At 52.2% G+C, this 20,752-nt stretch carries 32 protein-coding genes and 1 pseudogene; 2 read left to right on the top strand and 31 right to left on the bottom strand.

Annotated features, from left to right (window positions below; genetic code table 11):
- Positions 1 to 72: 72 nt before the first annotated feature.
- From rplQ to rpsM, 4 genes are all read right to left on the bottom strand, one after another.
- Positions 73 to 495: a 50S ribosomal protein L17 gene (gene rplQ / locus ABJV08_RS15155; RefSeq protein ID WP_348037177.1), complete on the bottom strand. Its 423-nt coding sequence runs from the start codon at positions 493 to 495 to the stop codon at positions 73 to 75.
- 116 nt (positions 496 to 611) lie between these two features.
- Positions 612 to 1,670 carry a DNA-directed RNA polymerase subunit alpha gene (locus tag ABJV08_RS15160; RefSeq protein WP_348037175.1) on the bottom strand — a complete coding sequence of 353 codons (1,059 nt, stop codon included), beginning with the start codon at positions 1,668 to 1,670 and terminating at the stop codon, positions 612 to 614.
- A gap of 103 nt (positions 1,671 to 1,773) precedes the next feature.
- Entirely contained in the window at positions 1,774 to 2,163 is a 390-nt protein-coding gene (gene rpsK / locus ABJV08_RS15165) for a 30S ribosomal protein S11 (RefSeq protein ID WP_067198370.1), read from the bottom strand.
- A 50-nt stretch (positions 2,164 to 2,213) separates the two neighbouring features.
- A complete protein-coding gene (rpsM, locus tag ABJV08_RS15170) occupies positions 2,214 to 2,582 on the bottom strand; it encodes a 30S ribosomal protein S13 (RefSeq protein WP_348037173.1) in 369 nt (122 codons plus the stop codon).
- Positions 2,583 to 2,899: 317 nt separating this feature from the next.
- Here rpsM and ABJV08_RS15175 point away from each other — a divergent pair, with 317 nt between their 5' ends.
- Positions 2,900 to 4,318, top strand: a complete 1,419-nt coding sequence (locus ABJV08_RS15175) for a hypothetical protein (RefSeq protein WP_348037171.1) — start codon at positions 2,900 to 2,902, stop codon at positions 4,316 to 4,318.
- Here ABJV08_RS15175 and ABJV08_RS15180 read toward each other — a convergent pair.
- Entirely contained in the window at positions 4,287 to 4,631 is a 345-nt protein-coding gene (locus ABJV08_RS15180) for a hypothetical protein (RefSeq protein ID WP_348037478.1), read from the bottom strand. The genes ABJV08_RS15175 and ABJV08_RS15180 overlap by 32 nt on opposite strands.
- A gap of 18 nt (positions 4,632 to 4,649) precedes the next feature.
- On the opposite strand from ABJV08_RS15180, the gene ABJV08_RS15185 reads away from it, so the two are divergent.
- Positions 4,650 to 4,892, top strand: a complete 243-nt coding sequence (locus ABJV08_RS15185; RefSeq protein ID WP_348037482.1) for a hypothetical protein — start codon at positions 4,650 to 4,652, stop codon at positions 4,890 to 4,892.
- Here the strand turns inward: ABJV08_RS15185 and gdhA are convergent.
- From gdhA to tuf, 26 genes and pseudogenes are all read right to left on the bottom strand, one after another.
- Positions 4,889 to 6,244: an NADP-specific glutamate dehydrogenase gene (gdhA, locus tag ABJV08_RS15190; RefSeq protein ID WP_348037169.1), complete on the bottom strand. Its 1,356-nt coding sequence runs from the start codon at positions 6,242 to 6,244 to the stop codon at positions 4,889 to 4,891. The genes ABJV08_RS15185 and gdhA overlap by 4 nt on opposite strands.
- A 137-nt stretch (positions 6,245 to 6,381) precedes the next feature.
- A complete protein-coding gene (locus ABJV08_RS15195) occupies positions 6,382 to 7,020 on the bottom strand; it encodes a hypothetical protein (protein ID WP_348037167.1) in 639 nt (212 codons plus the stop codon).
- Positions 7,021 to 7,043: 23 nt separating this feature from the next.
- Positions 7,044 to 7,691, bottom strand: a complete 648-nt coding sequence (locus tag ABJV08_RS15200) for an adenylate kinase (protein ID WP_348037165.1) — start codon at positions 7,689 to 7,691, stop codon at positions 7,044 to 7,046.
- 56 nt (positions 7,692 to 7,747) lie between these two features.
- Positions 7,748 to 9,121: a preprotein translocase subunit SecY gene (gene secY / locus ABJV08_RS15205; protein ID WP_348037163.1), complete on the bottom strand. Its 1,374-nt coding sequence runs from the start codon at positions 9,119 to 9,121 to the stop codon at positions 7,748 to 7,750.
- Between the two features lie 201 nt (positions 9,122 to 9,322).
- Positions 9,323 to 9,877, bottom strand: a complete 555-nt coding sequence (gene rplO, locus ABJV08_RS15210; RefSeq protein ID WP_348037161.1) for a 50S ribosomal protein L15 — start codon at positions 9,875 to 9,877, stop codon at positions 9,323 to 9,325.
- Positions 9,878 to 9,922: 45 nt separating this feature from the next.
- Positions 9,923 to 10,102, bottom strand: a complete 180-nt coding sequence (gene rpmD, locus ABJV08_RS15215; protein ID WP_348037159.1) for a 50S ribosomal protein L30 — start codon at positions 10,100 to 10,102, stop codon at positions 9,923 to 9,925.
- 5 nt (positions 10,103 to 10,107) lie between these two features.
- Positions 10,108 to 10,836, bottom strand: coding sequence for a 30S ribosomal protein S5 (gene rpsE / locus ABJV08_RS15220; protein WP_348037157.1), 729 nt, complete (start codon positions 10,834 to 10,836; stop codon positions 10,108 to 10,110).
- A 1-nt stretch (position 10,837) separates the two neighbouring features.
- Positions 10,838 to 11,191, bottom strand: a complete 354-nt coding sequence (rplR, locus tag ABJV08_RS15225; protein ID WP_348037155.1) for a 50S ribosomal protein L18 — start codon at positions 11,189 to 11,191, stop codon at positions 10,838 to 10,840.
- 3 nt (positions 11,192 to 11,194) lie between these two features.
- Positions 11,195 to 11,728 (bottom strand): 50S ribosomal protein L6, encoded by a 534-nt coding sequence (gene rplF / locus ABJV08_RS15230; protein WP_348037153.1) that lies wholly within the window; start codon positions 11,726 to 11,728, stop codon positions 11,195 to 11,197.
- A 2-nt stretch (positions 11,729 to 11,730) separates the two neighbouring features.
- Entirely contained in the window at positions 11,731 to 12,126 is a 396-nt protein-coding gene (rpsH, locus tag ABJV08_RS15235; protein ID WP_348037151.1) for a 30S ribosomal protein S8, read from the bottom strand.
- A gap of 12 nt (positions 12,127 to 12,138) precedes the next feature.
- Positions 12,139 to 12,444: a 30S ribosomal protein S14 gene (rpsN, locus tag ABJV08_RS15240; protein ID WP_089132910.1), complete on the bottom strand. Its 306-nt coding sequence runs from the start codon at positions 12,442 to 12,444 to the stop codon at positions 12,139 to 12,141.
- A gap of 37 nt (positions 12,445 to 12,481) precedes the next feature.
- Complete coding sequence (gene rplE / locus ABJV08_RS15245) at positions 12,482 to 13,069, bottom strand: 50S ribosomal protein L5 (protein ID WP_348037148.1); 588 nt, start codon at positions 13,067 to 13,069, stop codon at positions 12,482 to 12,484.
- Positions 13,062 to 13,385, bottom strand: a complete 324-nt coding sequence (gene rplX, locus ABJV08_RS15250; protein ID WP_348037146.1) for a 50S ribosomal protein L24 — start codon at positions 13,383 to 13,385, stop codon at positions 13,062 to 13,064. Before rplX ends, rplE begins: the two co-directional genes overlap by 8 nt.
- Positions 13,386 to 13,387: 2 nt before the next feature.
- The gene (gene rplN / locus ABJV08_RS15255; protein WP_067198338.1) at positions 13,388 to 13,756 is read right to left on the bottom strand and encodes a 50S ribosomal protein L14; all 369 of its coding nucleotides are present in this window, start codon (positions 13,754 to 13,756) and stop codon (positions 13,388 to 13,390) included.
- A gap of 214 nt (positions 13,757 to 13,970) precedes the next feature.
- Positions 13,971 to 14,201: pseudogene (gene rpsQ, locus ABJV08_RS15260) on the bottom strand (30S ribosomal protein S17); the annotation flags it as partial.
- A 9-nt stretch (positions 14,202 to 14,210) separates the two neighbouring features.
- Entirely contained in the window at positions 14,211 to 14,429 is a 219-nt protein-coding gene (gene rpmC, locus ABJV08_RS15265; protein WP_348037144.1) for a 50S ribosomal protein L29, read from the bottom strand.
- A gap of 5 nt (positions 14,430 to 14,434) precedes the next feature.
- The gene (gene rplP / locus ABJV08_RS15270) at positions 14,435 to 14,866 is read right to left on the bottom strand and encodes a 50S ribosomal protein L16 (protein WP_067198333.1); all 432 of its coding nucleotides are present in this window, start codon (positions 14,864 to 14,866) and stop codon (positions 14,435 to 14,437) included.
- A gap of 24 nt (positions 14,867 to 14,890) precedes the next feature.
- Positions 14,891 to 15,592 carry a 30S ribosomal protein S3 gene (rpsC, locus tag ABJV08_RS15275; RefSeq protein WP_348037141.1) on the bottom strand — a complete coding sequence of 234 codons (702 nt, stop codon included), beginning with the start codon at positions 15,590 to 15,592 and terminating at the stop codon, positions 14,891 to 14,893.
- A 2-nt stretch (positions 15,593 to 15,594) separates the two neighbouring features.
- Positions 15,595 to 15,978 (bottom strand): 50S ribosomal protein L22, encoded by a 384-nt coding sequence (gene rplV, locus ABJV08_RS15280; protein WP_348037139.1) that lies wholly within the window; start codon positions 15,976 to 15,978, stop codon positions 15,595 to 15,597.
- Positions 15,978 to 16,253, bottom strand: a complete 276-nt coding sequence (rpsS, locus tag ABJV08_RS15285) for a 30S ribosomal protein S19 (protein WP_348019563.1) — start codon at positions 16,251 to 16,253, stop codon at positions 15,978 to 15,980. Before rpsS ends, rplV begins: the two co-directional genes overlap by 1 nt.
- 2 nt (positions 16,254 to 16,255) lie before the next feature.
- On the bottom strand, positions 16,256 to 17,092 hold the full coding sequence (gene rplB, locus ABJV08_RS15290; RefSeq protein WP_348037137.1) for a 50S ribosomal protein L2: 837 nt from the start codon (positions 17,090 to 17,092) through the stop codon (positions 16,256 to 16,258).
- A 6-nt stretch (positions 17,093 to 17,098) separates the two neighbouring features.
- On the bottom strand, positions 17,099 to 17,407 hold the full coding sequence (locus ABJV08_RS15295; RefSeq protein ID WP_348037135.1) for a 50S ribosomal protein L23: 309 nt from the start codon (positions 17,405 to 17,407) through the stop codon (positions 17,099 to 17,101).
- Positions 17,400 to 18,026, bottom strand: a complete 627-nt coding sequence (rplD, locus tag ABJV08_RS15300; RefSeq protein WP_348037133.1) for a 50S ribosomal protein L4 — start codon at positions 18,024 to 18,026, stop codon at positions 17,400 to 17,402. Before rplD ends, ABJV08_RS15295 begins: the two co-directional genes overlap by 8 nt.
- Positions 18,027 to 18,029: 3 nt before the next feature.
- Positions 18,030 to 18,881: a 50S ribosomal protein L3 gene (rplC, locus tag ABJV08_RS15305; RefSeq protein ID WP_348037131.1), complete on the bottom strand. Its 852-nt coding sequence runs from the start codon at positions 18,879 to 18,881 to the stop codon at positions 18,030 to 18,032.
- Positions 18,882 to 19,074: 193 nt separating this feature from the next.
- Positions 19,075 to 19,386 carry a 30S ribosomal protein S10 gene (rpsJ, locus tag ABJV08_RS15310; RefSeq protein ID WP_066744965.1) on the bottom strand — a complete coding sequence of 104 codons (312 nt, stop codon included), beginning with the start codon at positions 19,384 to 19,386 and terminating at the stop codon, positions 19,075 to 19,077.
- Positions 19,387 to 19,508: 122 nt separating this feature from the next.
- Positions 19,509 to 20,699: an elongation factor Tu gene (gene tuf / locus ABJV08_RS15315; RefSeq protein WP_348037128.1), complete on the bottom strand. Its 1,191-nt coding sequence runs from the start codon at positions 20,697 to 20,699 to the stop codon at positions 19,509 to 19,511.
- Positions 20,700 to 20,752: the final 53 nt, after the last annotated feature.

Below are 20,752 nucleotides of genomic sequence, written 5' to 3' on the forward strand. Positions count from 1 at the left end.
AAAGAAAAGAGGCCGCAAGCTTATCGCTCACGGCCCCTCATATCAATTGAAACTGTATCTTAAGTGAAGCGCTTAGGCGTCCTCATACTCATCCTGAGCACTTTGGTCCGGCCCGCTATCCTGGCCTTTGGCATCCACATCACGATCAATCAACTCGATTACCGCCATCGGAGCAGCATCAGAACCACGGAAACCGGCGCGAACGATGCGAGTGTACCCGCCACTGCGTTCGCTGTAACGATCAGCAAGAACTTCAAAAAGTTTCTTTTCCTGCGTCTCATCCATCAAACGCGCATGTGCGAGACGACGGTTGGACAAGCCACCTCTTTTGCCAAGCGTGATCAATTTTTCAACATAAGGACGCAATTCTTTGGCCTTAGGCAGAGTGGTCATGATCTGTTCGTGCTTGATCAATGCCGCCGAAAGGTTCTTTAGGAGAGCCTGACGGTGAGCACCGGTCCGCTGCATACGGCGGCCCTTCATTCTATGACGCATATTCTATACTCCGTTCGTTATGGGGCCGTATCAGGTACCCCGCAGCAGGTGATTTTATTGGGGCATCACCAGTTTACCCCTGTATCATTCCGGCCTGAGCCGGGATGATGGAAGGCTTAGCCCAGCAGCTCTTGTTCAAGCTTCTTGGCCATTTCTTCGATATTTTCAGGTGGCCATCCGGGAATGTCCATGCCGAGACGCAGACCCATGCTGGAAAGCACTTCCTTGATCTCGTTCAACGATTTACGCCCGAAGTTTGGAGTGCGCAGCATTTCCGCTTCCGTCTTCTGCACGAGATCGCCAATATAGATGATATTGTCGTTCTTGAGGCAGTTGGCGGAGCGAACGCTGAGTTCCAATTCGTCGACCTTCTTGAGAAGATAGCGATTGAGCTGGTTGGCATCGCTTTCTGCCTGGCTTTGTTGAGCGGCCATGCCGATTGGCGATGACACTTGCTCCAAAGCTTCTTCGAAATGAACGAAAAGCTGCAACTGGTCTTGCAAAATGCGCGCTGCATAAGCAATCGCATCTTCCGGCGTGACCGTTCCATCGGTTTCTATGGTCAGGTTCAGCTTGTCAAAATCCAGTTCCTGGCCAACGCGTGCGTTGTCGACTTTATACGACACCTGACGAACCGGCGAGTAGAGCGAGTCAATCGGGATCAAGCCAATCGGTGCATCAGCCGGACGGTTTGCAACGGCAGGAACATAGCCTTTGCCGACATTGACAGTCAGCTCCATGTTCAACGAAGCGCCTTCGTCGAGATGGCAGATTATCATGTCTGGGTTCATGATTTCAATATCGCCGGAAACAGCAATGTCGCCAGCTTTAACCTGCGCAGGGCCGGTTGCTGAGAGCTGCAAGCGTTTCGCATCTTCGCTTTCCATCTTCAAAGCGATCTGCTTGATGTTCAAGACAATGTCGGTGACATCTTCGCGAACGCCGGGAAGTGAAGAAAATTCATGCAGGGCATTTTCGATCTTGATCGAGGTCACCGCTGCGCCTTGAAGCGACGACAAAAGCACGCGACGTAGCGCATTGCCCATCGTTAGGCCGAAACCGCGTTCCAAAGGCTCTGCAACGAATGTCGCTTTGCGCTTCGGGTCTCCGCCGGGTTTGATGTCGAGGACGTTGGGCTTCTTCAGTTCTTGCCAGTTCTTCATATTGACAGTCATGGACTTCCCCTAATGGTTCAAAGAGCGGGTTTGGACGTCGTTTCCGCTCTGAATGTAAAAATGTGAGACTGGCCAGCCTGCCTGTCTCGAAAACTCAGCCGTGTTAAACGCGGCGTCTTTTTGATGGACGAACACCGTTATGCGGAATTGGCGTGACATCACGGATCGATGTGATCGTGAAGCCAACGGCCTGAAGCGCACGAAGGGCAGATTCACGACCTGAGCCGGGACCTTTCACTTCGACTTCAAGAGTCCGGACACCGTGGTCAGCCGCTTTTTTGCCTGCGTCTTCCGCTGCAACCTGAGCGGCATATGGTGTCGATTTACGAGAGCCTTTAAAGCCCATCATACCAGCAGAAGACCAGCTTATCGCATTGCCCTGTGCATCGGTGATGGTGACCATCGTGTTGTTAAAAGTGGCGTTGACGTGCGCTACGCCTGCCGAAATGTTTTTGCGCGCGCTTTTCTTTATGCGCTGCGGTTCGCGTGCCATGTGATCAATTCCTACCTAATATCTTGAAGATACTTATCCAAAGATAAGTCCTATTTCTTTTTGCCAGCAATCGCCTTGGGCTTGCCTTTACGGGTGCGCGCATTGGTATGCGTGCGCTGACCACGAACTGGCAGGCCTTTACGGTGACGCAGGCCGCGATAGCAGGCCAGATCCATCAAACGCTTGATGTTCATTGCAACTTCACGCCGCAAATCGCCTTCAACCGTATGTTCGGCATCAATCGTTTCACGAATGTGCAGAACTTCCTGATCGGTAAGGTCCTGAACCCGGCGAGCCGGATCAATCTTCAATTTTTCAACAATTTCAGCCGCTCTTGTGCGTCCGATGCCGTGAATATAAGTAAGCGCAATGATTACGCGCTTGTTAGTGGGGATATTTACCCCAGCAATACGTGCCAATATTTTTCTCCATGCTCCACAGAGGCCGATTCGTCGGGCCCTATCTCATAGCCAAGTCGTTAAAAACACACCCAAAACGCACAAAACCAGCGGACGCACTGAGGGCGCTGCCGGTTGTGTTGGATTTCGGATAAATGGGAAATAGGCAGAGTCGGCGCCGGTGTCAACAAAGGAATAGCCTACAAATCACCAATCTCCGCCGGACAGAGCCGTCAGTAGAATTTACAGGAAAACATAAATTTCTAATAATACCGTTAACCCCTCTAGCCTATAGTCGGTTGATGCGCTTTTTTGTTGAATTTGCAACGCTAAGACAGATGGTAGCAAGGTCCGCCCTTATCGGCGCTGCCTTGCTGTGCGCATTTTCTTCAGCTCATGCTGGGCGATTTGAAGCAGGAAGCTTCACCGCTCATGATACAAGCGCCAATGGCAACCCAGTTCGCGTCAATTTTCAACAGACTTTTGATACCGTCCCGATTGTCGTGGCGCTGATCGGAAACACCGGTACAGACGCGGCAAAAATTCGCATTACCAACGTAACCACGACAGGCTTTGACGAGTTAATTCTCGAACCGGACGATTTCGATGGCCCCCATAGCGCCGAAACCATCCACTATTTGGCGGTCGAACCGGGCCGTCACGTGCTCCCCGGTGGTGGAATCGTGGAGGCTGGTACAGAGACCGTTTCTGCCATACAGCATGGTTCGGGCGTCGGTGGGGCGGAAAGCTGGGCCAACCCGACCTATTCAGCCAGCTTGCCGGCGATCCCGGGTGTCATCGCTCACATTCAAACTGCGAACAACGAACCATTGGCTTCCGGAAGCTCGCCATCCCAACCTTTTCTAACCGCAACCACTAGAAACCTGACCGCGTCTGGCTTTGATCTTGCGCTCGAACGCAGCGAAGCCAGCGCCGGATCAATTGTCGCCAGCGAGACGATCGGCTGGATAGCCTTTCCTGCCGGGAGCAGCGGTAGCTTTCTTGACGTGAGCAACGCATCCGTCACCTGGAGTGGCGTAAATACAGCGAGCAACATTCGCGGTTGGAACAATGGCTGCTTCTCCAATCCGTTTGGGCTGACCAGCGCTAGTGCGATTGTCATCGCCAAGAAAAATTCTCACTTCGGCGGAGATGGAGGCTGGATTAGGCGATGTAGCCTCAGCAGTTCTGCCATTGGCCTGACGGTTGACGAAGATACATCCAGAGACAACGAGCGGGGTCATATCGTCGAGTCGACTTCTATCATCGCATTTTCGAGAGCCTTTCATGCATTATTGTCTCCTTCGATGTCAGTGACCAAGACCAGCGTAAGCTTCACCGATCAGCTGGGTAGCAGCTTTGCTTTGCCGCAAGCGCAAATAGAATATTTGATTTCTGTGCAAAATGCCGGGAATTCGCCTCCCAATTACGACAGCATCGCACTTGTCGAGGCCCTGCCTTCCCAGGTGGCTCTTGTTGTCACAGATTTCGGTGCTCCTGCGTCGGGACCGGTGCAATATCTGGACGGCTCCCCGGCGACCGGACTGACATGCTCTTTTGCCGGCTTTGCCAGCACCACCGATTGCTATAGTTTTTCGACGGATGGGACAGATTTCACATATCAGCCTACCGACAGCGGTGATGGGACGGATCCGCTTGTCTCACACGTTCGTATTGTTCCATCCGGTTTTATGCAGGCTGACGGCGTCACCAGCCCAACGGCGTTCACGCTTCGCTTTCATGCAAAAATAAAATAGCATTTCCAGCAAGAGTCTCACCATCATATAGAATGAAAGGGCGATGCGACCTGATGGTCATCGTGCAGCGAAGCGCGTTGAGAATACGATAAACGTGCCCGCGCTCTTCCGCTGCTTCCGCAAGCCTTCTGCGGAATAGAACTTTGGATTGCGGGCAAGCATCGCGATTTTTATCAATTATCTTTCGTGGTATCGGCCCAACATCCAGCGCCTGGCGCCGTTCACGAGGAAGCCCCGTTTTAGCGCCTGACGATCTATCAAGGCCGCGAATTTCATCGATTATCAGTTGGCAAGCGTCATATGCCCTGCCCACTCTAGAGGCCCGAGCTTCATGACCGTCTTTTTCGAACGGTTTAATCCGCTTGGCATGGAGAGAGGATGCAGCGACACCGGTATCGATCTTGGCGTGAAGATTTTGAACACTCTTCCCGGCAAATCGAACAGCTCGCACCATCCGATTTCACAAGATTCCTTCAGCTTCCTGGGAAGGCGTTTTTCTTGGGGATTTCAGTTTGCGCCATCGGCCAATGATCTGGCCGATGGCGCATTTTTAGGTGAGATAATTATAATCTAAACAACACCGTAAGCCAGCATGGCATCAGCAACTTTTTTGAAGCCCGCGATATTTGCGCCCTTCACATAGTCGACATAGCCATCGCCTTGATCGCCATATTCGACACATTTGCCATGAATGCCTTCCATCAGTTCGGTGAGCATTTCACCGAGCCGCTCGTGGTTCCAACTGATACGCTCTGCATTCTGGCTCATTTCCAGACCGGAGACGGCAACGCCACCGGCATTGGCCGCCTTGCCTGGACCGTACATGATCTTGGCATCGTGGAAGACGTGAACGCCATCCAATGTGGTCGGCATGTTCGCGCCTTCCGACACAGCAATCACGCCGTTCTGGACCAACTCTTTGGCTTCTTCAGCATTGAGCTCGTTCTGCGTCGCGCATGGCAATGCCAGGTCACATGGCACATTCCATGGGCGTTTGCCTTCATGATAAGAAGCGCCTGTGAAATGATCGGCATATTCACTGATCCGGCCACGCTTGTTATTCTTGAGATCTTTGATCCAATCGATCTTGTCCTGATCAATGCCGTCAGGATCATGAATGAAGCCACCGCTGTCCGAAAGCGTCAGAACTTTACCGCCTTGCTTGGTGATCTGCTCCGCTGCGTGGGTTGCCACATTGCCAGAACCGGACACAACCGCAGTCTTGCCAGCGATGGCATCATTTCTATGCTTGAGCATATTTTCCATGAAATAGACCGCGCCATAGCCAGTCGCTTCGGGCCGCATCTGCGATCCGCCATATTCCATACCTTTGCCGGTCAAAACACCTTCCCAGCGGTTGGTTATGCGCTTGTACTGACCAAACATATAACCAATTTCACGTCCGCCCACACCAATGTCACCAGCAGGAACATCTGTGTCTGGGCCAATGTGACGATATAATTCGGTCATGAATGACTGGCAGAAGCGCATAACCTCTGCATCGGACTTACCCTTAGGGTTGAAGTTCGCTCCGCCTTTGCCGCCACCCATTGGCAGTCCGGTCAACGAGTTTTTGAAAGTCTGTTCAAAAGCCAAGAATTTCAGAACGCTTTCCGTAACGCTAGGGTGGAAACGGATGCCGCCCTTATAGGGGCCAATCGCATTGTTGTTCTGGATGCGATAACCGCGCTGGACGCGAACATTGTGATTGTCATCTTCCCAACAGACACGGAATGAGATCACCCGGTCAGGCTCAGCGATACGCCGTAAAATCTGTGCGGTATGATAAGCTTCTTTGTCTTGGATAAAGTCAAAAATATCCATCGCGACTTCTTGCACAGCCTGAACAAATTCAGGTTGCCCCGGATTGCGTTTTTTGACGCCTTCCATGAATGTCGGAAAATCTACATGATCGGAAACGGCCATCGTCTAACCCCTCTAAAGTGAATATCGGTACGACCCGTTTTTTGTTGCAAACCTCCTCGAGTCGGCAACAACTATCAAACTATCATAGAACTATTCAAAAGCAATGGTAAAGCCTTGAGATTGAGCAGAAATCGGCTCTAGCTCTCGCCTTCGTCAGCACCGCCTGTTTCGCCGTCTTCAGACTCGGAAGCTCCATCCTCGGAACTGGCATCGTCCCCTTCCGCGCTGTCAAACAAGGCAGAAAGACGGGTCAGTTGCTCTCCGATCACATTATCCACTCCAGGCGCGATTTGATCGACCGGGAATTCCATATAGCCGCCCACTTTATAAGTGAACCGAACCACTGTACTATCGCCTTGCTGCTTCAGCAGCATCGTCAGCGTACCAGTCACAGCCTCACTCTGTAGTGGTCCTAACGCCCCCGAAAGGCGCAAAACCTTATTGTTACGAGCGAAGATAACCCGCATGTGCTGAACGCTACCATCCGATGACCTTATATTGTCATCAGACGTTTTCCGGATAAGCTCGCAGAAACAGCCGCCTGCCTGCGGGATGAGATAGAGATTTTCCGCATTGCCCGTCCAGCTGTGATCGCTGCTCCAATAGCGGGACGGTGCGATTATTGCTTTCCACACCGACTCAGCATCGCCAGCAATCTCCGTTTGATGCTGCACAGTGAAACCATTGTCGGCGGTGTTGGTCACCTCGGCATGAGCCGTGCCGAAGCTAAAAAATACTGCTATTGCTAATAATGCACGAATTGCCTGATTAGCCATCACCGTCTCTCCTCTGGAATTATTCAGATCGAGAGAACCGCCTCGATCGCGTCGTTCACTTCTGCCATGCTGCCCATGCCATTCACTTTGCGGACAATTCCGCGCGCTTCGTAGATCGGTAGAATGGGTGCCGTCTTGGCGCGATATTCGGTCATCCGGGTCCGCACAGTCTCTTCATTGTCATCGGGACGCCGTTTGAACTGGCTTTCGCCACAAGCGTCGCAGACGCCTTCTTTGACTGGCTGCTTGAATGTATCGTGATAACCTTCGCCGCAATTGCCACAAGTGAATCTGCCGACGATACGCTCAACAAGCGCATCTTCGTCGACAGCAAGCTCGATTACATAAGCCAAGGCCCGGTTTCTAGCAGTCAAAATCTCGTCGAGCGAAGCTGCTTGCGCTGCCGTCCGCGGATAACCATCAAAGATAACGCCTTTTTCCGCACCCAATTCGTCTAGCTTGTCACCGATTATACCTGAGACAACCTCATCGGGTACCAGCTCTCCAGCATCCATCAATGCTTTGGCTTTCATGCCAACTTTAGTGCCCGCTTTTACAGCGGCCCGCAGCATGTCGCCCGTGGATAACTGAACCATGCCATGCTCATCTTCAAGACGGCTGGCCTGAGTCCCCTTCCCGGCACCCGGTGGTCCCAACAAGATGATGTCCATGCGATTACCCCCGTGATGACAGAATGCGTCTTATCAAAAACTAATGCGTCCGGTGTTTAGCGCTTCCGCCGTCCACCCTTAAGTTTGGCCTTTTTCAACAAATCACCATATTGCAACGCCAGTAGATGGCTTTGAATCTGGGTCACCGTATCGACAGTCACGTTAACGACAATCAACAGACTTGTACCGCCAAGGAAGAAAATCGGCAAGCTTGTCTGAGCCATAACATATTCTGGCAAGACACAGACAAAGGCCAGATAAGCGGCGCCAACGACGGTGATCCGCGTCAACACATAATCAAGATAGTCCGCGGTGTTCTTACCCGGACGGATGCCTGGAATGAAGCCGCCATTTTTCTTCAAATTCTCTGAGGTTTCTTCCGGATTGAAGACAACCGCCGTGTAGAAGAAACAGAAGAATATAATACCCGCCGCATAGAGCGCCATATATAGCGGCTGACCATGGGCTAGATACTGGTTCAACATGATGACAAAGTCACCAAAAGCAGTCTCTCCTGCGGTCGCGTTGCCAGCAAACTGACTAACCGTCAGCGGCATCAACAATAGCGAAGATGCAAAAATTGGTGGAATAACGCCCGCCGTATTCACTTTCAAAGGAAGATGGCTGCGATCGGCCTGCATGACACCATGTTGGGTGGCACGCTTCGGATATTGAATCAAAACCCGTCGTTGAGCCCGCTCCATGAAACTGATGAACAACACCAGGCCAGCAACCATGGCAATCAGACCGACAATGGTCATCGCGCCAATCGAGCCAGTGCGGCTACCTTCCATCAGGTTTCCGACAAAGGTAGGCATCTGGGCGACAATGCCGGCCATGATGATAAGAGAGATACCGTTACCAATACCGCGACTGGTGATCTGTTCGCCCAACCACATCAGGAACAAAGTACCACCAACCAGACTGATAACCGCGCCAACCCGGAACATATAGCCCGGCTCTACAACCGCCTGCAGACCCGATTGGGAGGCGAAGCTTTCTAGGCCAACGGCAATGAAATAGCCCTGGACAGCGGTAAGACCAACCGTACCATAGCGGGTATATTGATTGAGCTTTTTACGGCCAGACTCGCCTTCTTTTTTGACCGCTGCCAATGTCGGCGACAAAGCCGCTGCAAGCTGGACCACAATCGAAGCGGTAATATAGGGCATCACGCCCAATGCAATCAGGCTCATCCGCTCTAGCGAGCCGCCTGAAAATGTATTGAAAATATCGAGAACACCGCCACGGGTCTGATCATAAAGATCCGCCAACACGACAGGGTCGACGCCCGGCAGTGGAACAAAACTTAGCAAGCGGAAAATCACTAGCGCTCCGAGAGTGAACCAGATGCGTTTACGCAGTTCGGTAGCTTCACCAAATTTTGCTAGGCTTAAATTGGCTGCGACCTGATCGGCTCTTGATGCCATGCTTGACTTCCCTGCCCCACTATAATTTTGCAACGCACCTCTGCGGAGGCAGAGGCCCATCTCCAAACTATTGCGTATCGTTGCAATCCTCGGAGATGAATACCCGCCTGTGCAGGTATGCAACCCGCCCCATATCGGATGTTAATGCATCAAAAACAAGGGGCCAGAAAAAGAGGCGCTAAAACTAGCGCCTCTCGAAGATCAATCTTTCTTTTTCGCCCTGTTAGCGGCTTTTTTCTCGCTAGCGGGTTTGGAAGGCACTGCCTTCTTTTCGCCCTTGGGACGGCGTTCACCACCAGCGGCAAGAATTTCAACTTTTCCGCCCGCTTTTTCAACAGCGGCAACAGCGGCTTTAGAAGCCCCGGCAACGGCAATTGTAATTTTGGCTTTCAATTCGCCTTTAGCCAGCAAACGGACGCCGTCTTTGCCACCGCGCGCCAAGCCAGCGGCTTTTAGCGTTGCGTGATCGAGAGTGCCTTTGTTCGCGAGGCTTTTGCTATCGATGAATTTCTGGATCATGCCCAGGTTCACTTCAGCATAGTCCGTACCGAACGGGTTGTTAAAGCCACGTTTCGGAAGACGCATGTGAAGCGGCATCTGGCCACCTTCAAATCCGTTGATCGACACACCGGAACGAGACTTCTGACCTTTTTGGCCACGTCCGCCGGTTTTGCCTTTGCCCGAGCCAATGCCGCGGCCAATGCGCGTACGCGATTTGCGTGCGCCTTCGTTGTCTCTAATTTCGTTTAATTTCATGTCGTGTACTCGCTTTCGCTTTTATTCGCACGGAAGTGTCAGGTTTTACCCTTCAACAACTTCCACCAGATGGTGAACTTTGCGGATCATACCGCGGACTTCCGCTGTATCTTCCAATTCGGAAACACGGTGCATCTTGTTGAGACCGAGACCGATCAGCGTTTTGCGCTGAATGTCAGGACGACGGATCGGAGATCCGATCTGCTTGATTTTAACTTTGGCCATCAAAATTACTCCGTAACTGCCGCGGCATCTGCTGCCACTTCAGCAGCCGAACCACCAGCACGTGCAAGCAGGTCAGTCACTTTCTTACCGCGACGCTGGGACACGGCTTTCGGACTGGACTGGTCTGCCAATGCGGCAAAGGTTGCCCGGATCATGTTATAAGGGTTTGCTGTGCCGTTAGACTTGGTCACAACGTCGGAAACGCCGAGACTTTCAAATACTGCACGCATCGGACCACCAGCAATAATACCGGTACCGGCAGGAGCCGAGCGAACGGTTACATTGCCCGCGCCAAATTGACCGGTGCCATCATGGTGCAACGTCCGGCCTTCGCGAAGGGGAACCCGAACCATAGATTTTTTAGCAGCTGCAGTTGCTTTGGTAATAGCTTCAGGCACTTCCCGCGCCTTACCTTTACCGAAGCCAGCCCGGCCTTTGCCGTCGCCTACAACAACCAAAGCAGCAAAACCAAAGCGCTTACCGCCTTTTACGGTTTTGGAAACGCGGTTGATGTGGACCAATTTCTCGATCAGCTCTTCGCCGCCGTCATTGTTGCCACGGCCACCGCGTCCACGGCCTCCGCCACGGTTATCACGACCACCGCCACGATTGTTGCCACCGCGGTTACCACCACGCCCTTGGCGTTCTTGCGGTTTGTTATCGCCTGCTGGAGCAGCTTCTGCTGGAGCAGCTGCGGCTGGCGTGCTTTCTGCTGTTTTTTGTTCATCAGCCATATTAAAACTCCAATCCGCCTTCACGTGCTGCGTTGGCCAAAGCCTTCACACGTCCGTGAAACAGGAACCCGCCACGGTCAAAAATTACTTCTTTGATACCAGCCTTTTTGGCTGCTTCGGCGACGCGCTTGCCAACATCGGCAGCGGCATTGCTATCCGCACCGGTTTTGACTTTTGACGCCTTATCAAGAGTCGAAGCCGAAGCCAGCGTTTTGCCCTCTGCATCGTCAATAACCTGCGCATAAATATGCCGGCTTGTACGATGTACGGACAAACGAGGCTTTGAGAGCCCGCGCTTCCGCAATTTGCTGCGTACGCGTTGCTGGCGCCGTTTGAACTGAGAAATATTCGCCATGGCTTATTTCTTCTTCCCTTCTTTGCGGAAAATATATTCTCCGCGATATTTGATACCCTTGCCTTTATAAGGCTCCGGCTTCCGCCAGCGCCGTATTTCGGCAGCAACCTGGCCAACTTGCTGTTTGTTCATGCCAGAAATTTCGATGGTGGTCTGGTCCGGTGTCTTGATGACGATACCTTCCGGAATCGGAAAGTTCACATCGTGACTGTAACCAAGCTGCAGGTTGAGGGTCTTGCCCTGAACCGCGGCACGATAACCAACGCCATTAATCTCTAGCACTTTGGTGAATCCGTCGGTGACGCCTTCCACCAAATTTTGAACCAAGGTCCGTTGCATACCCCAAAACGCGCGAGCGGTTTTGGATTTGTTTGCCGGCATGACCTGCAAACCGCCGTCGCCCAATTCATAGGTCAGGTCATCAACCATCGGGGTCGACAATTCGCCCTTCGGTCCTTTGACCTTGACCAGACCATCTTCCATGACAGCGGTAACGCCGTCAGGAATAGCCACTGATTTTTTGCCAATACGGGACATGATTAGAATACCTCAGCCAGTACTTCGCCGCCGACCTTCGCCTGACGCGCTTCCGCGTCAGAGAGAACACCTTGTGGCGTCGATACGATTGTTATGCCCAAACCATTGCGTACCCGTGGCAGTTCATCCGAACCACTATAGACACGACGGCCAGGCTTTGAAACACGAGCCACGTGGCGAATTGCCGGCTGTCCTTCAAAATATTTCAGTTCGATCCGCAAACCGGGGTGCTTGTTGACCTCTTCTTCGCTGTAGCCACGAATATAACCTTCGCGCTGCAACACTTCGAGGACGGCACCACGCAATTTGGACGCAGGAGTCAAAACGCTGTCTTTGCGTGCCTGTTGTCCGTTACGGATACGGGTGAGCATGTCACCCAAGGGATCGGTAAAAGCCATATTATCTCTCCCTTACCAGCTTGATTTCGTTACGCCGGGGATTAGGCCTTTATTGGCCATATCACGCAGCTCGATGCGACATAGACGGAACTTGCGGTAATAGCCGCGCGGACGCCCTGTCGTTTCACAGCGGTTGCGTACGCGGGTTGGGTTCGCGTTCCGCGGAATTTCCGCCATTTTCAGGCGCGCCATCAGACGTTCGGTCTCATCAAGAGACTCGTCTGCTGCCATTGCCTTCAATTTCGCATAACGACCGGCGTATTTCTTCACCATCCGCTTGCGTTTTTCGTTTCTGTTAATGGAACTCAGTTTCGCCATGACTTAAGTTCTCGTCCTTCCGTATTATGAAACACGCTTACGCGGCTTCTTTTTCTTCCGATTGTTCCTCTTTCGGGAACGGGAAACCGAACAATGCCAGAAGCGCACGCGCTTCGTCGTCTGTTTTTGCTGTAGTCGTTACGATCACGTCCATGCCGCGAACAACGTCAATGTTGTCATAAGCGATCTCAGGGAAAATGATCTGCTCTTTCAAGCCCATGGCAAAATTGCCACGACCATCAAAACTTTTTGGGTTCAAGCCTCTGAAATCCCGAATACGCGGCATCGCAACCGTAACCAAACGATCGATGAATTCGTACATCCGTTCCCGGCGCAAGTTTACTTTGCAGCCGATAGGCATGCCCTCACGCAGCTTGAACGTTGCGATCGAGTTTTTCGCTTTGGTGATCACCGGCTTTTGGCCAGCAATCAATTCCATTTCCTTTGCAGCGGTCGCGACTTTTTTCTTGTCCTGACTGCCTTCACCCACACCCATATTGACTGTGACCATGGTAATCCGTGGGACTTCCATAGGATTGGAATAGTTAAACTGCTCCTGCATCGCTTTGACGATTTCTTCGTCATATTTTGTGCGCATGCGCGGGATATATTTTTTATCAGCCATCGACTTTCTCCCCGGATTTTACAGCGATACGCTGCATCTTTCCGTCTTTTGTCTTTTCAAAGCGAACCCGCGTCGGCGTGCCATCTTTGGGGTCAGCCAAAGCCACTTTGCTGATATGCATCGCTGCTTCACGTCGCTCCAGGCCACCCTGAGGGCTGGCTTGGGTTGGTTTGCGATGGCGGACAGCAATGTTAATTCCGGAAACGATGAGCTTACCATCTTTCGGCATCACTTTGCTGACTTCACCCGACTTGCCTTTGTCCTTACCGGACAGAACGACGACGGTATCGCCTTTTTTGATTTTTGCATTGGCCATGATTAAATTACCTCCGGCGCAAGGCTGATGATTTTCATATGCTTTTTCGCACGCAGTTCACGAACCACGGGGCCAAAAATACGGGTGCCAATTGGCTCCTGGTTATTGTTCACCAAGACCGCTGCATTGCTGTCGAACCGAATGACCGATCCGTCCTTGCGGCGAATGTCTTTCTTGGTACGCACGATCACCGCCCGGTGAACGTCGCCCTTCTTGACCTTGCCGCGCGGTGCTGCTTCCTTAATCGAAACGACAATGATGTCGCCGACGCCGGCAAAGCGACGCTTTGAGCCGCCCAGCACCTTGATGCACTGCACACGTTTGGCGCCGCTATTGTCAGCGACCTCCAGGTTCGATTGCATCTGGATCATGGATCCAATTCCTTCTTCATAACCCCAGTAAACCGGGCGTTTCCTACTTCGTCACCCCGGCAAATTCCGGGATATTCTAAACTTATTCGCCGGCTGGTGCGGCTTCTGCCGCTGGCTCAGCTTCTGGCTTCACCGGCGCCTTGACTTTTTCGTCTTTTGGATCGCTAGCAGTGATTTCATCCACCGTTGGCGTTGCGACACCGGCTGCTGCACCGACCCGCTCCAAAACTATCCAGGTCTTCAACTTGGAAATCGGCCGCGTTTCTTCGATACGCACGGTTTCGCCCAAGCTGATTTCATTTTTCTCATCATGCGCATGATATTTTTTCGAGCGCCGGATAATCTTTCCGTAAAGCGGGTGCTTCACCTTGCGTTCGACATTAACGACAACAGTTTTGTCGCCCTTGTCTGACACAACCGTGCCGGTGAGAATACGTTTTGGCATATCGGTTCCTTACGCCTTAGCTTCTGCGGTCGCCGCGCTTGCGCGCTCGGCCTGCAATGTTTTGATCCGGGCGATCGTGCGACGCACTTCCCGCGTCCGGCTTGGTTTTTCGAGCTGATTGGTCGCAGCCTGAAAGCGCAGGTTAAATGCCTCGCGCTTCAGTTCGCCCAGTTCAGTCTCGAGCTGATCGTCGGTTTTGGTCCGCAAATCTTCTGTTTTAATGCTCATCTCGCTTAACCTTCCAGATGTGAAGTATCGCCGAGGCGAGCCACAACCTTTGTCTTGATCGGGAGCTTCATCGCTGCCCGCTCGAAAGCGATCGCTGCAATTGGTCCAGGAACGCCGTCCAGTTCGAACAAAATCCGACCTGGCTTAACCCGGGCAGCCCAATATTCAACTGAGCCCTTACCCTTACCCTGACGAACTTCGGCAGGTTTTTTAGATACTGGAACATCTGGGAAGATGCGGATCCACAACCGGCCCTGACGCTTGATGTGACGCGTAATCGCACGGCGAGCCGCTTCGATCTGACGCGCGGTAATCCGGTCAGGTTCCATGGCTTTCAGGCCATAGCTTCCGAAATTCAGGCTTGAACCACCTGGCGCTTTTCCTTTAATCCGGCCTTTGAAAGCCTTGCGGAATTTATGTTTCTTGGGTTGCAGCATGATGCTCTACCTATTCCTCAAAAATCAACGTTGGTGCTGCGGACGGACGCCGGAAGTTTGTGCTTCCACGTTTAACCGGTCCTGAGCCATTGGGTCGTGACCCAAAATTTCGCCTTTGAAAATCCAGACCTTGATACCGATAATGCCATAAGCGGTTAGCGCTTCATATTCAGCATAATCGATATTGGCGCGCAGCGTATGGAGCGGCACGCGGCCTTCACGGTACCATTCAACGCGGGCAATTTCTGCTCCGCCCAAACGACCACCACAAACAATCTTAATTCCTTCAGCACCAAGGCGCAGCGCAGATTGCACCGCACGCTTCATGGCACGACGGAATGCAACACGGCGGATCAGCTGATCGCCGATGCCCTGTGCTACCAGTTGCGCGTCAACTTCCGGCTTGCGGATTTCGACGATGTTCAAAGACACGTCACCGGATGACATGTCGCTGAGCTTCCGGCGCAGCTTTTCAATATCCGCGCCTTTCTTGCCGATGATAACGCCAGGACGCGCAGCATAGATAGAAACGCGGCAGGTTTTGGCCGGACGTTCAATCACCACCTTAGAAATCGCTGCCTGTGGCAAGGATGAGATGATGAATTTGCGCATCTTGATGTCTTCCATCAAGAGATCGCCGTAGTTGGAACCTTCCGCATACCAGCGACTGTCCCAGGTCCGGTTGATCTGCAGGCGAAGCCCGATAGGATTACTCTTTTGACCCATGGTTACGCCTCTTCCTCTTCATGCTCGCGCACAACAATGCGAACGCGGCTAAATGGCTTGATAATCTTGGCTGAACGACCACGAGCGCGCGCTTTCCAGCGCTTCATCGTGATTGATTTACCGACGCTTGCTTCGTGAACGATCAAAGCGTCGACATCCAGATTGTGATTATTTTCGGCATTTGCAATTGCCGAAGCCAGAACCTTGCTGACATCCTTAGCCATCGACTTTTTAGAAAAGGACAGGATGTTCAAAGCGTCTTCGGCTTTCTTGCCGCGGATCAGCTGTGCAACCAAGTTAAGCTTCTGAGCTGAACCACGGATGGAGTTGCCCATAGCCAAAGCTTCATTGTCGCCAACACGGCGGGGTGATGATGCCTTACCCATTATTTCTTGCCTTTTTTGTCAGCGCCATGACCATAGTAGTTACGCGTTGGAGCGAACTCGCCAAGCTTGTGACCGACCATGTCTTCATTCACGGACACCGGAATGAATTTCATTCCGTTGTAAACGTTGAACGTCAGACCGACGAAATCAGGAAGGACTGTAGAACGACGCGACCAGGTCTTGATCGGCGAGCGCTTGCTTGCTTCCTGTGCTTCCTGCGCTTTTTTAAGCAGGTGGAGGTCAACAAACGGACCTTTCTTGATGGAACGAGCCATGCTTACCTCTTCTTCTTAGAATGACGCGACCGGATAATCATCTTGTCGGTCGTTTTATTCTTGCGGGTACGAGCACCCTTGGTTGGCTTGCCCCATGGTGTAACGGGATGACGACCACCGGAAGTCCGGCCTTCACCACCACCATGCGGGTGATCTACAGGGTTTTTCGCAACACCGCGCGTAAGAGGACGACGCCCCTTCCAACGGGTACGGCCTGCTTTACCGAAATTCTGGTTCGAGTTGTCAGGGTTTGAAACCGCACCAACCGTTGCCATGCAATCGCTGCGCAAGTAACGCTGCTCGCCTGACTTCATGCGAACGATAACCATTCCGCGGTCACGACCAACAATCTGAACATAAGCACCGGCGGAGCGAGCGATCTGGCCGCCCTTGCCTGGCTTCATTTCAACATTGTGAACAATCGTACCAACCGGCATCTGCGACAAAAGCATCGCATTGCCTGGCTTCACATCAGTCTTCTCACCGGCAATAACAGTATCGCCAACGTCGAGACGCTGTGGAGCGATAATATAAGCCAGTTCGCCGTCTTCATATTTGAGCAACGCGATAAAGGCTGTCCGGTTTGGATCATATTCGATCCGCTCTACGGTTGCAGCCATATCCCATTTGCGCCGCTTGAAATCGACGAGACGATATTTTTGCTTATGACCACCAGCGATGCCGCGTGAAGTGACATGCCCTTTGTTGTTCCGGCCACCGGTCTTGTTCTTGCCTTCGACAAGCTTTTTGACTGGCTTGCCTTTCCAAAGGCCGCTCTTATCAACCAAGATAAGGCCACGCCGGGCGGGGCTAGTCGGTTTATAGGATTTTAATGCCATGTGCCCTTAAACTCCCGTGGTGATGTCAATGGTTTGGCCTTCGGCCAAAGTGACAACAGCCTTCTTAATGTCGTTGCGTGTGTAGGGACGACCCTTCCACTTTTTGGTCTTGCCCTTTTGCACCAGCGTATTGACGTTTTTGACTTGAACATCAAACAACGCCTCGATGGCAGCCTTGATCTGCGGCTTGGTTGCGGTGTTCGCAACTTTAAAGACCACAGCATTATGCTCGCTGAGCAAAGTTGATTTCTCGGTGATGTGCGGGCCAACAATCACGTCATAGTGACGGATATCGACAGCTTCTTTTTTAGCCATTGAAGCGCGCCTCCAGCTTTTCTACCGCTGCGCGCGTTAGCACCAGGGTTTCATGGTTCAGGATGTCATAAACATTGGCACCAGCTGCTGGCATCACATTGACACGTGGAATGTTGTTCGAAGCCTTCGAGAAAGCATCGTTTACAGCATCACCGTCCATGACCAGCGCCGACTTACCGAAACCGAGCTTGGTGATATTGGCCAAAAGCGCCTGTGTTTTTGCTTCTTTCAGGTCAATATTTTCAAGCACGATCAAATTGTCGTTTTTGACTTTATCGCTCAGCGCCATTTTCAGACCCAATGCACGAACCTTTTTGTTCAGCGAAGGATTGAAATCACGCTTGCGAGCACCGTGGGCTTTACCACCACCGATGAAGATAGGAGCACGACGATCACCATGACGAGCAGTACCGCCGCCTTTTTGATTGCCGAACTTCTTACCGGTGCGAGCAACGTCTGAACGCTCACGGGTCGGACGAGCCGTACCACGCGCCTTTTCCCGCTGCCAGTTGACGACACGGTGAAGAATATCTGCACGCGCTTCCACGCCGAACACGTCATCGTTCAATTCGATGTCGCCCTTGGCTTTAGCGTCGAGGGTTTTCACTTTCAATTTCATGGCTTAGCCCTCCTTCCCTGCATCATCTGCAGCATCAGATTTCTCTTCTGCCGGCTTTTCCGCTGGAGCGTCGGCTGCTGCCGCTACTTCTGCATCGGTCGGAGTTGCTGGCGCTTCGATCGCCGCATCTGCCTCGACCATTCCTGCCGGAGCATCTTCCGTTGCTGTTTCGTCCGCATTGCGGCGCATAGCACCCGGGAACGGAACGCCTTCAGGAAGCGCAACCTTGACCGCATCCTTCACCAGCAACCAGCCACCCTTTGAACCAGGGACGCTGCCGCGGACAAAGATCAAACCGCGAGCGGCGTCTGTGCGGACAATTTCAAGATTTTGTTGAGTGCGATTTCGCGCACCCATGTGACCGGCCATCTTCTTACCCTTGAAGACCTTGCCCGGATCCTGGTTTTGACCAGTAGAACCATGCGCACGGTGAGAGATAGAAACACCGTGAGTTGCACGCATACCGCCGAAGCCCCAGCGCTTCATCGCACCAGCAAAGCCTTTACCCTGGGTCACGCCCTGGATATCAACCATTTGACCAGCAACGAAGTGGTCAGCTGTTACGGTAGCACCGACGGGGAGCAAAGCATCTTCGCTATCGACCCGGAATTCGGCAACACGAGCCTTTGGTTCAACTTCTGCCTTGGCAAAAGCTTCACGCTGCGGCTTATTCACATTTTTCGCTTTACGGGCACCAGCACCAAGTTGAACGGCAAAATAGCCATCACGTTCTTGATTGCGGGCTCCAACAACCTGACATTCTTCCAAGGAAAGAACAGTAACCGGCACATGCCGACCATCTTCCTGAAATAAGCGGGTCATCCCCATTTTTTTCGCGATCACGCCTGTACGCACGATCAATCTCCTTCACAGAGGCCGAACGAACCATTTCGTCCGGCTTGCCAACCCCAATTGTAATGCATCACCCCGTCCGGGCTGTATTGTTCCGGAAAGTCCGGAACGAGACGGAGGACGCTGCCCGGTAAAAACCGGCGGTATCCTGTCGTTCGTCTGATCTCGGCCTAGACCAAGATCGCAATCAATTGGCTCAGGCCAGCTTGATTTCGACGTTCACGCCAGCAGCAAGATCAAGCTTCATCAAAGCATCGACTGTCTGTGGCGTCGGCTGCACAATATCGAGCAACCTTTTATAAGTCCGCACCTCGAACTGCTCACGAGACTTTTTGTCTACGTGAGGCCCGCGGTTTACGGTGAATTTTTCAATATGCGTTGGCAATGGTATCGGGCCACGGATAAGCGCGCCAGTGCGGCGTGCAGTGTCAGCGATATCGCCAGTTGCTTGATCTAAAACCCGATGGTCAAATGCCTTCAAGCGGATGCGAATATTCTGCGTTTCCATGTACCTGTTACCAATGTCAAAGAGCCAAAAATAAACCGCCCCGATTTTCTAACGAAAAAAGCCGGAGCGGCGAAATAACTGGCTGCCCGAATCACCGATCCGGGCAGCGAGGCGTTCCTATATTACTTAGTTACGTTGCTGACAACCCCTGATCCAACAGTCCGGCCACCTTCGCGAATAGCGAAGCGAAGACCTGGATCCATAGCAATCGGTGCAATCAACTTTACGCCGATAGTGACGTTGTCACCAGGCATAACCATTTCAGTGCCTTCAGGAAGGATCACTTCGCCGGTTACGTCCGTTGTACGGAAGTAGAACTGTGGACGGTAGTTGGCGAAGAATGGCGTGTGACGGCCGCCTTCGTCTTTCGACAACACATAAACTTCAGCCGAGAACTCGGTGTGTGGCGTGATCGAACCAGGCTTACAAAGAACCTGACCGCGCTCAACCGCTTCACGGTCAACGCCACGGATCAATGCACCAATGTTGTCGCCAGCCTCACCGGAGTCGAGCAACTTGCGAAACATTTCAACACCGGTAACCGTTGTTTTCGTCGTATCTTTGATACCAACGATTTCACATTCGTCACCAACATTCACAATGCCGGTTTCAACACGGCCGGTAACAACCGTACCACGACCTGAAATTGAGAACACATCCTCAATCGGCATCAAGAAATCTTGATCGACAGGACGGTCTGGCTGAGGAATAGATTCATCAACAGCTTTCATCAGTTCAAGAATTTTTTCTTTACCGATATTGTCGTCGCGACCTTCTAGTGCAGCCAAAGCAGAACCTGAAACGATAGGAATGTCATCACCGTCAAAGTCATAAGAAGACAGAAGTTCACGGATTTCCATTTCAACCAGTTCGAGCAACTCTTCGTCGTCGACCTGATCAACCTTGTTCATGAACACAACCAAAGCTGGAACACCAACCTGACGAGCGAGCAAGATGTGCTCACGGGTCTGAGGCATTGGGCCATCGGCAGCGTTAACAACCAAAATAGCGCCATCCATCTGAGCAGCACCGGTAATCATGTTTTTCACATAATCGGCGTGACCTGGGCAATCGACGTGCGCATAGTGACGGGCTTCGGTTTCATATTCAACGTGTGCCGTTGAAATGGTGATGCCACGCTCACGCTCTTCAGGCGCCTTATCAATATTCGCGAAGTCTACAGCTTCGCCGCCGCCTACTTCCGCTAGAACCTTGGTGATAGCCGCGGTCAACGTTGTTTTACCATGATCGACGTGACCGATGGTACCAATGTTGCAGTGCGGCTTGTTGCGCTCAAACTTCTCTTTAGCCATTTTCTATTACCTCTGATTTTCTATCGTATTGATAGTCTGCGCCGCGCTTTGGC

The organism is Parasphingorhabdus sp. (assembly GCF_039982395.1).
Taxonomy (GTDB): Bacteria; Pseudomonadota; Alphaproteobacteria; order Sphingomonadales; family Sphingomonadaceae; genus Parasphingorhabdus.

Excerpts from the sequence above, each read along its gene's own strand:
- rplF (WP_348037153.1), bottom strand. The coding sequence starts at position 11,728 with ATGTCCCGTATTGGCAAAAAATCAGTGGCTATTCCTGACGGCGTTACC.
- rplV (WP_348037139.1), bottom strand. The coding sequence starts at position 15,978 with ATGGGTAAGGCATCATCACCCCGCCGTGTTGGCGACAATGAAGCTTTG.
- ABJV08_RS15175 (WP_348037171.1), top strand. The coding sequence starts at position 2,900 with ATGGTAGCAAGGTCCGCCCTTATCGGCGCTGCCTTGCTGTGCGCATTT.
- rplR (WP_348037155.1), bottom strand. The coding sequence starts at position 11,191 with ATGGCGAATATTTCTCAGTTCAAACGGCGCCAGCAACGCGTACGCAGC.
- ABJV08_RS15295 (WP_348037135.1), bottom strand. The coding sequence starts at position 17,407 with ATGGCTAAAAAAGAAGCTGTCGATATCCGTCACTATGACGTGATTGTT.
- rpsH (WP_348037151.1), bottom strand. The coding sequence starts at position 12,126 with ATGGCTTTTACCGATCCCTTGGGTGACATGCTCACCCGTATCCGTAAC.
- rpsJ (WP_066744965.1), bottom strand. The coding sequence starts at position 19,386 with ATGGAAACGCAGAATATTCGCATCCGCTTGAAGGCATTTGACCATCGG.
- rplQ (WP_348037177.1), bottom strand. The coding sequence starts at position 495 with ATGCGTCATAGAATGAAGGGCCGCCGTATGCAGCGGACCGGTGCTCAC.
- rpsC (WP_348037141.1), bottom strand. The coding sequence starts at position 15,592 with ATGGGTCAAAAGAGTAATCCTATCGGGCTTCGCCTGCAGATCAACCGG.
- rplB (WP_348037137.1), bottom strand. The coding sequence starts at position 17,092 with ATGGCATTAAAATCCTATAAACCGACTAGCCCCGCCCGGCGTGGCCTT.
- rpsE (WP_348037157.1), bottom strand. The coding sequence starts at position 10,836 with ATGGCTGATGAACAAAAAACAGCAGAAAGCACGCCAGCCGCAGCTGCT.
- gdhA (WP_348037169.1), bottom strand. The coding sequence starts at position 6,244 with ATGGCCGTTTCCGATCATGTAGATTTTCCGACATTCATGGAAGGCGTC.
- rpsN (WP_089132910.1), bottom strand. The coding sequence starts at position 12,444 with ATGGCGAAACTGAGTTCCATTAACAGAAACGAAAAACGCAAGCGGATG.
- rplE (WP_348037148.1), bottom strand. The coding sequence starts at position 13,069 with ATGGCTGATAAAAAATATATCCCGCGCATGCGCACAAAATATGACGAA.
- tuf (WP_348037128.1), bottom strand. The coding sequence starts at position 20,699 with ATGGCTAAAGAGAAGTTTGAGCGCAACAAGCCGCACTGCAACATTGGT.
- ABJV08_RS15195 (WP_348037167.1), bottom strand. The coding sequence starts at position 7,020 with ATGGCTAATCAGGCAATTCGTGCATTATTAGCAATAGCAGTATTTTTT.
- rplD (WP_348037133.1), bottom strand. The coding sequence starts at position 18,026 with ATGAAATTGAAAGTGAAAACCCTCGACGCTAAAGCCAAGGGCGACATC.
- rplN (WP_067198338.1), bottom strand. The coding sequence starts at position 13,756 with ATGATCCAGATGCAATCGAACCTGGAGGTCGCTGACAATAGCGGCGCC.
- rplX (WP_348037146.1), bottom strand. The coding sequence starts at position 13,385 with ATGGCCAATGCAAAAATCAAAAAAGGCGATACCGTCGTCGTTCTGTCC.
- secY (WP_348037163.1), bottom strand. The coding sequence starts at position 9,121 with ATGGCATCAAGAGCCGATCAGGTCGCAGCCAATTTAAGCCTAGCAAAA.
- rpmD (WP_348037159.1), bottom strand. The coding sequence starts at position 10,102 with ATGGCCAAAGTTAAAATCAAGCAGATCGGATCTCCGATCCGTCGTCCT.
- ABJV08_RS15185 (WP_348037482.1), top strand. The coding sequence starts at position 4,650 with ATGACCGTCTTTTTCGAACGGTTTAATCCGCTTGGCATGGAGAGAGGA.
- rpsS (WP_348019563.1), bottom strand. The coding sequence starts at position 16,253 with ATGGCTCGTTCCATCAAGAAAGGTCCGTTTGTTGACCTCCACCTGCTT.
- rpmC (WP_348037144.1), bottom strand. The coding sequence starts at position 14,429 with ATGAGCATTAAAACAGAAGATTTGCGGACCAAAACCGACGATCAGCTC.
- rpsK (WP_067198370.1), bottom strand. The coding sequence starts at position 2,163 with ATGGCACGCGAACCGCAGCGCATAAAGAAAAGCGCGCGCAAAAACATT.
- rplP (WP_067198333.1), bottom strand. The coding sequence starts at position 14,866 with ATGCTGCAACCCAAGAAACATAAATTCCGCAAGGCTTTCAAAGGCCGG.
- ABJV08_RS15200 (WP_348037165.1), bottom strand. The coding sequence starts at position 7,691 with ATGGACATCATCTTGTTGGGACCACCGGGTGCCGGGAAGGGGACTCAG.
- rplO (WP_348037161.1), bottom strand. The coding sequence starts at position 9,877 with ATGAAATTAAACGAAATTAGAGACAACGAAGGCGCACGCAAATCGCGT.
- ABJV08_RS15160 (WP_348037175.1), bottom strand. The coding sequence starts at position 1,670 with ATGACTGTCAATATGAAGAACTGGCAAGAACTGAAGAAGCCCAACGTC.